Origin of the sequence: Gaoshiqia sediminis (assembly GCF_025907915.1) — a bacterium.
GTDB lineage: Bacteria > Bacteroidota > Bacteroidia > Bacteroidales > Prolixibacteraceae > Gaoshiqia > Gaoshiqia sediminis.
The window spans coordinates 1-12798 of record NZ_JAPAAF010000032.1 but is presented as its reverse complement, the minus strand read 5'-3'; the positions used below and the strand labels follow the sequence as shown (position 1 = coordinate 12798).

General features: G+C 44.9%; 10 protein-coding genes. All 10 read left to right on the top strand.

Annotation, left to right across the window (positions count from 1 at the left end; translation table 11 throughout):
* The first annotated feature begins 38 nt into the window (after nt 1–38).
* Complete coding sequence (locus tag N2K84_RS16025; protein WP_282592842.1) at nt 39–1442, top strand: sulfatase-like hydrolase/transferase; 1404 nt, start codon at nt 39–41, stop codon at nt 1440–1442.
* A 50-nt stretch (nt 1443–1492) separates the two neighbouring features.
* The gene (locus tag N2K84_RS16020) at nt 1493–3052 is read left to right on the top strand and encodes a sulfatase family protein (protein ID WP_282592841.1); all 1560 of its coding nucleotides are present in this window, start codon (nt 1493–1495) and stop codon (nt 3050–3052) included.
* Nucleotides 3053–3138: 86 nt separating this feature from the next.
* Nucleotides 3139–4503: a sulfatase family protein gene (locus tag N2K84_RS16015; RefSeq protein ID WP_282592840.1), complete on the top strand. Its 1365-nt coding sequence runs from the start codon at nt 3139–3141 to the stop codon at nt 4501–4503.
* 32 nt (nt 4504–4535) lie between these two features.
* The gene (locus N2K84_RS16010; protein ID WP_282592839.1) at nt 4536–6176 is read left to right on the top strand and encodes an arylsulfatase; all 1641 of its coding nucleotides are present in this window, start codon (nt 4536–4538) and stop codon (nt 6174–6176) included.
* A 62-nt stretch (nt 6177–6238) separates the two neighbouring features.
* A complete protein-coding gene (locus tag N2K84_RS16005; RefSeq protein WP_282592838.1) occupies nt 6239–7651 on the top strand; it encodes a sulfatase family protein in 1413 nt (470 codons plus the stop codon).
* 19 nt (nt 7652–7670) lie between these two features.
* Nucleotides 7671–9113: a sulfatase family protein gene (locus N2K84_RS16000; RefSeq protein WP_282592837.1), complete on the top strand. Its 1443-nt coding sequence runs from the start codon at nt 7671–7673 to the stop codon at nt 9111–9113.
* 49 nt (nt 9114–9162) lie between these two features.
* Nucleotides 9163–10593 carry a sulfatase gene (locus tag N2K84_RS15995; RefSeq protein WP_282592836.1) on the top strand — a complete coding sequence of 477 codons (1431 nt, stop codon included), beginning with the start codon at nt 9163–9165 and terminating at the stop codon, nt 10591–10593.
* Nucleotides 10594–10651: 58 nt separating this feature from the next.
* Nucleotides 10652–10948 carry a family 43 glycosylhydrolase gene (locus tag N2K84_RS20560; RefSeq protein ID WP_428221995.1) on the top strand — a complete coding sequence of 99 codons (297 nt, stop codon included), beginning with the start codon at nt 10652–10654 and terminating at the stop codon, nt 10946–10948.
* A gap of 13 nt (nt 10949–10961) precedes the next feature.
* The gene (locus N2K84_RS15990) at nt 10962–12284 is read left to right on the top strand and encodes a sulfatase family protein (protein ID WP_282592835.1); all 1323 of its coding nucleotides are present in this window, start codon (nt 10962–10964) and stop codon (nt 12282–12284) included.
* An 86-nt stretch (nt 12285–12370) separates the two neighbouring features.
* A partial coding sequence (locus tag N2K84_RS15985; RefSeq protein ID WP_282592834.1) for a radical SAM protein occupies nt 12371–12798 on the top strand: 428 nt, incomplete at its 3' end.

The window sequence follows — 12798 nt, the reverse complement described above, 5'->3', positions numbered from 1 at the left end:
GAGGAGAAATGAAGTATAAACCGACTAAATCAAAATCCATGAAAAGAATAGTATTCCTTTACGCTCTGTTTTTTTTAACACTCTCTAAAATCTCCTTCGGGAAACAAAGACCGAATATCCTCTTTGTTTTTATTGATGACATGGGGTACGGAGATTTAGCTTGCTACGGGAATATCATTCACGAAACTCCAAATATCGACCGGCTTGCCAGCGAAGGCATTCGTTTTACGCAGTTTTATGTCAATGCACCTATATGCTCTCCATCGCGTGTAGCGGTAACCACCGGGCAATACCCTTGCCGTTGGGGCATTTCGTCGTTCATTAACGACCATCAGTCGAATGTGAAAAGAGGAATGAAAGATTTTTTGAGTATGGAAGCTCCTTCACTTGCGCGTAACCTTAAAGATGCCGGATATTATACAGCCCACATTGGGAAATGGCACATGGGTGGTGGACGCGATGTTGGCGATGTACCATACATTGCTGAATATGGTTTTGACGAGTCAGTCACCCAGTTTGAGGGAATCGGGGAACGCTACCTGGCCACTTACGAAACCTTAAATCTGAAAGACAGCACCCGAAATCTCGAAAAAATGTCTGCTGCCTTGGGAAAGGGCGATATCCATTGGATAAAACGGGAAGACTGCACTGAAACCTATGTGGCGCGGGCTATAGAAGCAATAAAACACGCTCAGGAGAGTGGCAAACCGTTTTATATAAATCTTTGGCCCGACGATGTACATACTCCGAGCGAACCACCCCGGGAACTCCGGGGTGACGGAGGCCGCCAGGATCTTTATTCCGGTGTGATGAAGGAAATGGATTGCCAGTTGGAGCGAATATTCAGTTTAGTACGAAGTAATCCGGATTTGAGAGAAAATACACTCATTATATTGACCAGTGACAACGGTCCGGCCAAAAATGTAGGTTATCCCGGAGTCTTAAGCGGGCATAAAGGCAATTTGTATGAAGGTGGAATTCGCGAACCGCTTATCATTTGGGGGCCTTCACTCATTGCCCAAGATCAGATTGGGAACACCAATTCAACCACCGTAATTGCGGGGATGGATTTGCCCCCTTCAATTATTCAAATTGCAGGTGCAAAAATGTTCGGGAATGAGTATTTCGATGGCTTGGACATGAGCCAGTGCATGTTGGGATTTGAAACGGTAAAACGAAACCAGCCAATCATGTGGCAACGTCCAGCCGGGATAACTAAGATGGATAGAAATAAGGATAATCCGGACCTGGCCATCCGCGAGGGTGATTATAAGCTTCTCATCAATATTGACGGTTCAAATCCGGAGCTTTATAACATTGTTCTGGATGAAACGGAGTCAACAAATATTGTCGAAAAATACCCTGAAATTGTTTCTAAGATGAAAAAGAAAGTTTTGGACTGGTATGCCCAAATGCCTCAGGTAATAAACGAGGATAATTGATTCTGAAATAGAATGGTTCTAAAAGTCAACTTCATAAAAAAACAGAGCATATGAATAGCTGTAATCTTATTTTGGGTGTGGCAGCATCAGTTACACTCGTGCAAACAGTTTACGCACAGGAAAAGCAACAACATCCGAATATCATCATTGTGATGTCGGATCAGTTGCGTGCCGATCTTTTCCAGCGCGAAGGATATTCCCTAAATACGATGCCTTTTACCGACAATCTGGCCAAAGGAGGGACATGGTTTAATCACGCATATACTTCTGCTCCGGCCTGTGTTCCGGCCCGTACTTCCATGCTTACAGGCCGCTTTCCAAATGCCACCCGTGTCCGTTCGAACCATAATGTCAAGGATGCTTTCTTTGAGAAAGACCTGTTTGAAGTAGCCCAAGAACAGGGTTACAAAACTGCGCTCATCGGCAAAAATCATACATACCTGACGAAAGAAAGAGTTGATTACTGGGACCCGTACAGTCATGAAGAAAAACAGTCGAAAGATAAAGATGAAGATGCAACCAGCTTCGATAAATACCTGAGAAGCCTGAAAATGTACAGTAATCTGGAACCGTCGCCAATGGGAGTCGAAGAACAGCTTCCGTACCGGATGGTGGATGATGCGTCGCAATGGGTCGGTTCACTTTCCGGCCAACCCTTTTTAATGTGGTTTTCTGTGCCCGAACCTCACAACCCTTACCAAACATGTGAACCCTACTATTCCATGTTTCCACCGGAGTCATTGCCCAAAATGCTGACCACCGCAGCAGATCGGCACACAAAGGGGAGCGAATATGAATTGTTGGCCGAAATGATGAATCAGGGACATGCCGGGTACGAAGAAAATTTGCAGCGATTGCGTTCAATTTACCACGGGATGATGCGCATGATCGATGATAATTTGGCCAGGTTGGTAAGTGAATTGAAAAGACAAAATGTATATAATAATACCATCATTGTATTTGTTGCCGACCACGGCGATTATGTAGGAGAGTATGGATTAATGAAAAAAGGAGTTGGTCTGGACGATGTGCTGGCGCGCATCCCGATGCAGTGGAGCGGTCCTGGCATACAGGCATCTGCCCAAGCCCATGATGCGCATGTCAGCATGGTGGATATTTTTCCGACTATATGTGAAATAATGGACGCTCCGATACCGGTTGGCGTGCAGGGAAGAAGCCTGTGGCCATTGTTGCAAGGGAAACCATATCCGAAAGAAGAGTTTGCCAGCGTCATGGTTGAAGATGGTTATGGTGGCATGTATTATACAAAGGAAGACGGAACTGATTATACAGAGGAAGGTGCAGTATCCAAAAATCCGGGATTTTTCGATGAGTTAAGTACTTGGACGCAAAGTGGCACCATCCGGATGCTTCGGAAAGGCGATTGGAAACTGGTGTATGATATGGATGGCAATGGACAGCTTTATAACATGGCCAAAGACAAATCGGAGATTGACAATCTTTTCTACAATAAAAAATATCAAAAGATTAAAAACGAAATGGTTGAATCGCTGCTGAGATGGGATATTTCTACGGAGGACGCTCTGCCACTGCCACGCAGCCGTTACCGTTTCAAGACAAACGAGCATAACTACTTATTCAAAAATTGAGGCATATGGGTGTTTTTCGATCAATTTTCTCACATAAAGGTCTCATTTATACCAAACCAGTCATGTAAAAACATTCAAATCGCAAAATGAAGAATAAAATCCTATTTACTGCCGCGTTGACAACTTGCTATGCTTTAAGTGTAAGCGCACAACAGAGTAAAAAGCCCAATGTATTGTTTTTTATTGCCGACGACCTGGCCCGAAACGAGTTGGGTTGTTATGGCGGCGAGAATGTGAAGACACCACATATCGACCGGTTTGCGAAAGAAGGAGTCCGATTTAACCGGATGTTTTCATCAACAACGATGTGTGCTCCGACCAGGGCTTCCATTTATACAGGATTGTATCCGGTGCATAACGGAGTGTATAAAAATCACGGCGACACGAAACCCGAGGTCAAAAGTATAGTCCATTATTTTCAGGAGATGGGTTACCGGGTTGGTTTAACCGGGAAAACCCATTTTCGTCCCCGGTCAGTTTACAATTTTGAAATGATCGAAGGGTTTGAACCCAATTGTGTTAAAAGAACAGCAGACTATACATTTAACGGAATATCCGGTTTTATGAAACGGGACGACAAACAACCGTTCTGCCTGGTGGTGTGCAGTACACTGCCGCATGCCCCATGGACTGTCGGCGATCCGGCTCAGTTTGAGCCTGAGAAATTAAAGCTCCCCCCACATTTTGTGGACAACGCAGAAACCCGAGAAGCTCTTTGTAAATATCTGGCCGAAGTGGCTGCATTGGATCAGCAGTTTGGCGATGTGCTGGAAACCTTGGAAAAAACGGGAAAAGAAAAAGAAACGCTGGTCATATTTAGTGGCGAACAGGGCCCGCAGTTCCCTGGTGGAAAATGGACAAGTTGGGATTATGGCCAAAAAAGCGCTTTCATCATCAAATCACCGGAAGGCTATTTGAATGGCAAAACAACCGAAGCTGTAGTCCAATACGAAGATGTTTTACCAACCCTGATTGACTATGCAGGAGGTAAAATTCCGAAAGAAATGGAGGGTGAAAGTTTTCTTCCGGTTTTGAAGGGTAAAAAATCGGGACACAGAAAATGGGCCTACGGTGTGCACAATAATGTTCCCGAGGGTACACCTTATCCTATCCGTAGCATACGAAACGATAGCTACAAGCTGATCGTCAATCTGACTCCGGAGGCCAGCTATTTCGAAAAACACCTAATGAACCCGAATAAAGAAGGTTATTGGGATACCTGGGTACGAGATGCAAAATCAAATGATGTGGCAAAAAAATGGGTTGACCGGTATGTAACCAGGCCAGAGATTGAACTGTATGATACGGAAAAAGATCCATGGGAATTAACGAATCTCGCATCTGATCAGAAAATGAAGCCAATTATCGACAGGATGAAAAAAGAACTTTTCAATTGGATGAAACAACAGGGAGATACAGGGAAAGCGCTGGATGTAGAAACAGGAGAATAACTTATATTTCCAAAAAGGATAAATATACAACTATGTTAAGTTTAAAATCAACACAATTGCTTCTGCTCGGAGGGACCCTCCTGGCTGGTTGCGAGCCAAACAAGGCTTCTGAATCTCCCAAACCCAACATCATGCTCATCATGCTGGATGATATGGGCTATTCCGATTTGGGATGTTACGGGGGCGAGATCCAAACACCAAACATCGATCAGTTGGCAGCCAAAGGTATCCGGTTTACCCAAATGCACAACAGCGCGCGGTGCTGCCCCACGCGAGCTTCGCTGTTGACGGGGCACCACCCGCAGGCGGCCGGTATCACGGGCATGGGCGTGAACATGAGTATGAACACGGCTACTATTGCTGAAGTGCTGAAAGAAAATGGTTATCATACCGGGATGACCGGTAAGTGGCATTTATCGACAACAAAGGCGCTTGACGACAAAGATGAGCATTTGCGTTGGCTGGCACACCGGGCCGATCACGGGCCGTTCTCCCCGCTGGAAAATTACCCCAGTAACCGGGGGTTTGAAGAACACTGGGGGGTGATCTGGGGCGTGGTCAACTTTTTTGATCCTTTCAGCTTGGTACACAACGAGGAAGCCATCAAAGAAGTGCCGGATGATTTCTACATGACCGATTTCATTACCCAAAAATCCATCGACCTGATTGACCAGTTCAACCAGGACGACAAGCCGTTTTTTATGTATGTGGCCCACACGGCGCCGCACTGGCCGCTGCATGCCCTTCCGGAAGATATTGCCAAATATAAGGATACCTACAAGGATGGCTGGGAAGTTTTGCGTAAAAACCGTTATAAACGGATGGTGGAAATGGGACTGATTGACAGTGTTAACTATAAGTTGCCGGAGAATTCCTCGGGCAGAAGCTGGGACGAGTGCCAGGAAAAAGAATATGAATCGGCCTGCATGGCTGTTCATGCCGCAATGATCGACCGGGTGGACCATGGAGTTGGGCGGATCATTCAGAAACTCAAGGAAACCGGGCAATATGAGAATACGATCATCATGGTGCTTTCGGATAACGGGGCATCGTATGAACGAGGTTACCCGCCGGGTTTCGACCGTCCCGGGTTTACAAGGGATTCAACAATCATCGAGTTCAATTCTCCACATCCCGGGCCAGAAACCACATGGAACTACATCGGAAGGGCCTGGGCCAGCGCTTCCAACACCCCGTTCCGCTATTGGAAGATGGAATCATACGAAGGAGGAACGGCCACCTCGTTTATTGTGCACTGGCCAGCAGGCTTGAAAGGAAAAGAAAATACAATCAATCGGGGACTTGCTCACGTAATGGATGTCATGCCCACTTGCCTCGAACTGAGCGGAGCCACTTACCCCGAAATGATAAACGGTGAAAAAACCATTCCTCCGGCAGGGAAAAGCCTGATGCCGCTTTTTCTGGGTGAGACAGAAAGCATTCATGATACCCTATGCTGGGAACACCAGCGGGGGCGGGCCATCCGTATCGGCGATTGGAAAATGTCCGCTTTACCTGGTGAAAGCTGGGAATTGTTTCACATCACCGAAGATCATACCGAAATGAATGACTTGTCGGCTGAAATGCCCGAAAAGGTAGCTGAAATGAATGCCGCTTGGGAAAAATGGGCCGATTCGCTGAATATTAAATACAGACAATACAAACAGGATTGATGTCAAAGCGATTTCGGTGAATATCACTGGTCGTGGTTTTTGTAATAATAAAATAAGGAAGTATGATAAGCAGCAAAACGGGAATATTCATAGGTTGCCTTTCAGTGGTTAACTGCCTGCCGTTGTTATCTTTTTCGAATAAAAAAGAGGTTGGGGAAGTGCCTTCCAAGCCAAATGTGATCATTATTGTTGCCGACGATCTTGGATACGGTGATGTTGGATTTCACGGGAGTGATATTAAGACTCCAAATCTAGATCGCCTGGCCAAGGAAGGTGTTCGGCTTGAACAGTTTTATGCTTGTCCGATGTGTTCGCCAACAAGGGCAGGATTGCTCACGGGCAGATATCCTCTTCGCTTTGGTTTAATGCGTTCGGTCATTCCTCCGCAGCGGGAATTTGGAATTCCTGAAGATGAAGTAACTATGGCGGAAATGATGGATAAAGCCGGATATAAAAACCGGGGAGTAATCGGGAAATGGCATCTGGGTCACCGTCAGCAAAAATGGTTGCCATTAAATCAGGGATTCACTCATCATGAAGGGTGTTATAACGGAGCAGTAGATTACTTTGACCAGAAAAGAGAAGGCGAAAAAGACTGGCATCAAAACTTTTCTGTTTCCAAGAAGCAGGGGTACACCACTGATTTAATCGGGCAGGCTTCGGTTGATTTCATAAAATCGGTACCCACTTCGGAGCCATTCTTTTTATATGTTCCGTTTACTGCCCCACACTCACCTTTTCAGGCCAAAGATGAGGATTTACAAAAATATCCCGACAGGAATGGTGTTAGGAGAACCTATGCGGCAATGGTGGATTGTATGGATCAGAACATCGGGAAAATACTGGATTGTATAAAAGATCGGGGGCAACTGGAAAACACATTCATCCTCTTCTTTAGTGATAACGGAGGGGTGGAAAAAGCAGGCGACAACGGACCGTTGAAGGGGTTTAAGTTAACTCCTTATCAGGGTGGAATTAATGTTGCGGCAGCGGCCTGTTGGCCCGATGGAGGAATTTCCGGCGGTAGAATAATTAATTCACTGATGGGGTACATCGATGTTTTGCCAACGTTGTTAGAAGTGGTTGGTTACAGGACGGAGCAAACGCTCGACGGGAAAAGTTTTTTAAGCGCGGTGCAAGGTCGGGAATCAGATAACCGGGAATGGTTTACTTACCTCGATCAAAACAACGAAAAAATTGAGCAGCTATCGGTAATTGATAAAAAGTGGAAACTGATCTGGAGAAGAAACGCATCGGATAACCAGACTGCTTTTGAAGAAGCTGAATTGTACGATTTATCGGTCGATCCATTTGAAGCAAACGATTTGTCTGAAAAATATCCAGAACTTGTTCAGCAACTTCAAGCGAAAATTGACCATTTCTACCGTTTGAAGTTCGAAGATCAGATCCCCAGGTATTCCGAGAAAGAAAAACTGTCAGGTCCGGTTATTCCGGATTGGCAACCCGTTAAATAAATTATGCAAAAATAGACAGATGAGAAAATCGATATTTATTTCAGCCCCATTGACATTAAGTACAGCATTGTTGGGGTGCACTCCCAAAGAGCAGCCGTTAAAGCCCAATGTTGCTATTATTTTTATCGATGATATGGGTTATGGCGATTTGAGTTGTTATGGTAATACGGTCGTAAAAACTCCCAACATGGATGCGCTGGCACAGAAAGGTGTCCGGTTTACCAATTTTTATGTGAATTCACCTATCTGTTCTCCTTCGCGTGTTGCTCTGAATACAGGTACTTATCCGATGCGTCATAAAATCCATTCGTATATTGCCGGCTCCAAACAAAACCACAACCGGGCAATGGCAGACTACCTCGACCCACAAGTACAAACCTTAGCCCGTACCTTGCAACGGAAGCAATACCGAACCGGTCATTTCGGCAAATGGCATATGGGCGGAGGACGAGATCTTGGAAATGTACCTTATCCTACCGAATACGGATTTGATAAATCCTTGGTCTCTTTTGAAGGTATCGGTGATCGTGTTTTGTTTCCCGGTGATGGTCTAAGCCAAGAAAGCGCTAAACTGGGGAAAGGGGAAATAATATGGACCCCGAAGCACAAATCGACTTCTATTTATGTTGACAGTGCACTCACATTCATCAACAAATGTGGCGACACTCCGTTTTATATCAACCTTTGCCCCAACGATGTTCACGACCCTCATTTACCTGACTCTGTTAACCTGGAAAAATGGAAAAATGTCACGGACAACCCTTGGGAACAAAAATTCTTTGCTGTTCTGGAAGAACTCGATAAACAAATCGGCCGCTTTATTGACGGGCTGGATGAAATGGGGAAGCTGGACAACACCATCATTCTTTTCGCAAGTGACAACGGTCCGACCGACTGGCCTCATTATTACAAACCGGCAAGTTATCCCGACGATTACCGAGGAGAACTTTACCCTCCGGGCTTTACGGGTTCTTTTTACGGGCGAAAATGGAGCCTCTACGAAGGTGGAATCCGCGAACCATTTTTCGTTTATTGGAAAGGCCACTTCCCTGAGGGGAAAGTGGATGATCAAACGATCGTTTCTGCGATAGATATTTTCCCAACGATATGTTCCTTACTGGAAATACCCACTCCCGAGAAACTGGATGGTACGGATAAAAGCACAGCTTTCTTTGGAAATCCAATAGAGAAAGTTCCTCCGGTCATGTGGGAGTATTCCAGCAACCCGGGTGGTTCCATTAAACCCGGGAACAAAGACTTTATCTCTCCCAATCTGGCCATCCGTGACGGGGAGTGGAAATTGCTGATCAATGCAGACTCAACAAACATCCAATTGTTCAATCTGAAAAATGATCCCGGAGAAACGTTGAATCTTGAGGAACAGAATGAAGAAATCGTGAAAAAGCTGTCAGAAAAGGTAATCAACTGGAGAAAAGCGATGCCGGTTGAGATTCCGCGATAATAAAAAGAAAGAATAGAATTAAACCCTGTCTTCCATTCAAATCAATCCAATGAAGAAATACAATCAAGTTCTAACGATAGGTTCTGTTGCTGCATTGCAGTTATTAAATCCGCAATTAGTGGAGGCCCAGAAAAAGCCGACCAATGTTTTGTTGATAGTCATTGATGATTTAAATGATTATCCGCAAGTGTTGTATGATTATCCGGGACTAAAAACGCCAAACCTCACAAAATTTGCTGAGACAGGAGTAATATTTAAACATGCCTATTGTGCAGCTCCGGTATGTAATCCTTCGCGTGCAGCCTTTTTAAGCGGAATGGCTCCGTATAAAACAGGGGTCTATGATAACAATTATACCATCGAAAACTCTCCCGCCATTATGGAGAGTGAATTTCTTCCTGAGCATTTTAAGAAAAACGGTTATACTACGTTTACAAGAGGCAAGATTTTTCATACAATACCAGGAAAAGCCAGGTATGAAGCTATGTGGGACATCGATGGAGGGAAGGGGAATTATGGGCCGCAACCTGAAACAAGTCATTTCCCCGATACCATAAAAATGGCGAAGATGTTTGACTATCAACCATGGGAAGGCCCGGAGTCGGATCATCCGGATAATATTACTGCAGAGATGACCATTGAACAATTGCAGAAAGACCACGACAAGCCGTTCTTCCTTGCTTGCGGATTCTATAAGCCACACAATCCATGGACCGCACCCAAGCGTTTCTTTGACATGTACCCGCTTGAAACGCAGCAAATGCCACCGGTGAACGAGAACGATTTGGATGATCTGCCGGAGCTTGCAAAAAAGTGGGCTTCCGGTCCTGTCGATTATTACAATATTCTTAAGCGAACGGGGCAATATGCTTCGATTGTGCGTTCTTATCTGGCCTGTATCTCATTCCTCGATTACAATTTCGGACGGGTGCTTGATGCACTGGAGAAAAGCAACTACAGGGATAATACCATCGTTGTGGTTGTTGCAGACAATGGTTTTCATATGGGTGAAAAACTACACTTTGCGAAATATGCACTGTGGGAAAAGACCACACACATTCTCTGTATGTGGAGGGTTCCGGGCATGACAAAAACAAACGTGGAATGCCAGCGACCTGTTAATCTGCTCGATTTGTACCCAACACTCGACGAATTGTGTAATCTCCCGTCTCCTTCGCAGAAACTTGACGGGCGCAGCATCGTACCGTTACTAAAAGATCCGGATGCAAAATGGGAATATCCGTCTGTTACAACTTATTTAAAAGACAATTATGCCATTCGGGATGAGCGCTACAGGTATATTCAATATCATGACGGCACCTCCGAATTGTACGATCACGAATCGGATAAAAATGAATATAATAATTTGATGAAGTCAGATCCGGACAAGTACGGGGATGTAGTAGAACGTTTGAAGAAATATATTCCGGACGATTCAGTTGTCGGAAATCGTCAGGGGGGAAATCCTTTTGGTCTATAAGAATGAGAAGATAATTACTCAAGCAATTATTTTGGTAGCATTTTTTTCGTGTAACAAAATGAAAGAATTGTGGGCACAGCCATCTGATTATACCAATCCAGTGGTAAATCGTAATTTCCCGGACCCAACTGGCATCAAAGGTGCAGATGGATATTATTATGTGTACGGGACAAACGGGAGAACCAATGGTAATTTCTTAAACATCCCAGTGGCACGATCTTTTGATCTGGCTTCGTGGAAAATGCTTGGCAATGCGATTCCTGTGCTGCCGGATTGGGCGATTAAGGATTTCTGGGCTCCACGTGTAATTAATACTGCACTCCATCTGTTATTTCGATGTCGGCTCCTGAAGTAATTTAAATAGTGATATGAATACGTTAAATAAGACAATTTTGGGCGCTTTATTGCTACCATGCGGTTTAGTTCAAGCAACAGACCGGCCAAATGTGATTATTATCTGCACGGATGATCAGGGGGCCATCGACCTTAATTGTTATGGCGCAACAGACTTGGTTACTCCAAATATGGATAAACTGGTTAACAGTGGCATAAAATTCACTCAGTTTTACGGGGCGCCGGTTTGTTCGCCCTCTAGAGCCGGATTATTGACGGGCAAAACGCCGCAGCGTGCAGGTGTCCCTGGAAATGTGAGTTCTTTAAGCGACGAAGCCGGCATGCCAACCGAGCAATATACCATAGCCGAAATGTTTAAAGCGGCAGGTTATACGACTGCTCATATCGGTAAATGGCATTTGGGACAGGCAGATGATAAACAGCCAAATGCACAGGGATTCGACTATTCATTTGGGCATCTTGTCGGATGTATCGATAATTTCTCCCACTTTTTTTATTGGGAAGGATCCAACCGACACGATCTTTACCGAAATGGGGAAGAAGTATTTTATCTGGGTGAATTTTTTCCTGACCTAATGGTAAAAGAGGCCTCAGCTTTTTTGGAGGGAAATCAATCTGATCCCTTTTTCATGTACTATGCCATGAACACTCCCCACTATCCTTACCAAGGGGATAAAAAATGGTTGGACTATTATCGTGATAAAGGTGTAAAATATCCGCGTAACTTATACGCTGCCTTCATTTCTACGATGGATGAAAGAATCGGACAATTAATGCAGAAGCTGGAGGAACTGGGATTACGCGAAAATACCATCATCGTTTTTCAGTCCGACAACGGTTATTCAACTGAGGAACGGGCTCACAATGGCGGTGGAAGTTCGGGGATATTCAGGGGGTCGAAATTTAGTTTGTTTGAAGGTGGTATCCGGGTGCCGGCAGCTATCACTTGGCTGGCAAAATTAAATCCAGGCGAGGTACGGGATCAACTGGCTGTCAATGCCGATTGGCTGCCAACATTAGCTGAAATGTGTGGAATTGATATCGATACGAGTGATCTGGATGGAAAAAGTTTGATGCCAATCATTAACGATAAAAATATTGAATCACTTCATTCTGAATTTTCCTGGAAAAACGGGAAACACTGGGCTGCAAGAAACAGAAACTGGAAATTGCTTGGAAACCCAATGATTGCTGGTGAGAAGTTTTCACCAAAGGACTCCCTCTTCTTGGTCAATTTGGAGAATGATCCGGGGGAAAAAAATAATGTTGCAAGTCAATATCCTGAAAAGGTTAAAGAATTAACGGCCCAATATAAAAGATGGTTGAGGAACAATTAACTTGTTCTCATCAATACCATAAAAAAAACAAATGAAATAAAATATACAGGAACTAATAGGAAATTCTAACTAAAGACGGGATTGATATGCAAAAGAGACAGAAGAATCTTTTATCTGTTCTGATCAAGCCTTCAGGGCCGGATTGTAACCTGAACTGCTCGTATTGTTTTTACCTGGAAAAGTCGGCTTTGTTCGATCCGGCCAAAGCGCACCGGATGAGTCCGCAGGTGCAGGAAGAGACCATCCGGCAGGTGATGCAGCAATCGGGCGAGAGTGTTTCGCTGGCCTGGCAGGGTGGGGAACCCACTTTGATGGGGCTGGATTTTTATCAACGCGCCATCGAGCTGGAGATGAAGTACGGGCACGGACAAATGGTGGGCAATGGCCTGCAGACCAACGGTCTCCTGCTGAACCGCGATTGGGCCAAATTCCTGAAAAAATATGACTGGCTGGTTGGCCTGTCGCTCGACGGGCCAAAATTTATCCACGACCATTACCGCTTTGACCAGGGTGG

What these genes read in the sequence shown, in the direction of transcription:
- N2K84_RS16025 (WP_282592842.1), top strand. Translation starts at nt 39, where the DNA reads ATGAAAAGAATAGTATTCCTTTACGCTCTGTTTTTTTTAACACTCTCT.
- N2K84_RS16010 (WP_282592839.1), top strand. Translation starts at nt 4,536, where the DNA reads ATGTTAAGTTTAAAATCAACACAATTGCTTCTGCTCGGAGGGACCCTC.
- N2K84_RS20560 (WP_428221995.1), top strand. Translation starts at nt 10,652, where the DNA reads ATGAAAGAATTGTGGGCACAGCCATCTGATTATACCAATCCAGTGGTA.
- N2K84_RS16005 (WP_282592838.1), top strand. Translation starts at nt 6,239, where the DNA reads ATGATAAGCAGCAAAACGGGAATATTCATAGGTTGCCTTTCAGTGGTT.
- N2K84_RS15990 (WP_282592835.1), top strand. Translation starts at nt 10,962, where the DNA reads ATGAATACGTTAAATAAGACAATTTTGGGCGCTTTATTGCTACCATGC.
- N2K84_RS16000 (WP_282592837.1), top strand. Translation starts at nt 7,671, where the DNA reads ATGAGAAAATCGATATTTATTTCAGCCCCATTGACATTAAGTACAGCA.
- N2K84_RS16015 (WP_282592840.1), top strand. Translation starts at nt 3,139, where the DNA reads ATGAAGAATAAAATCCTATTTACTGCCGCGTTGACAACTTGCTATGCT.
- N2K84_RS16020 (WP_282592841.1), top strand. Translation starts at nt 1,493, where the DNA reads ATGAATAGCTGTAATCTTATTTTGGGTGTGGCAGCATCAGTTACACTC.
- N2K84_RS15995 (WP_282592836.1), top strand. Translation starts at nt 9,163, where the DNA reads ATGAAGAAATACAATCAAGTTCTAACGATAGGTTCTGTTGCTGCATTG.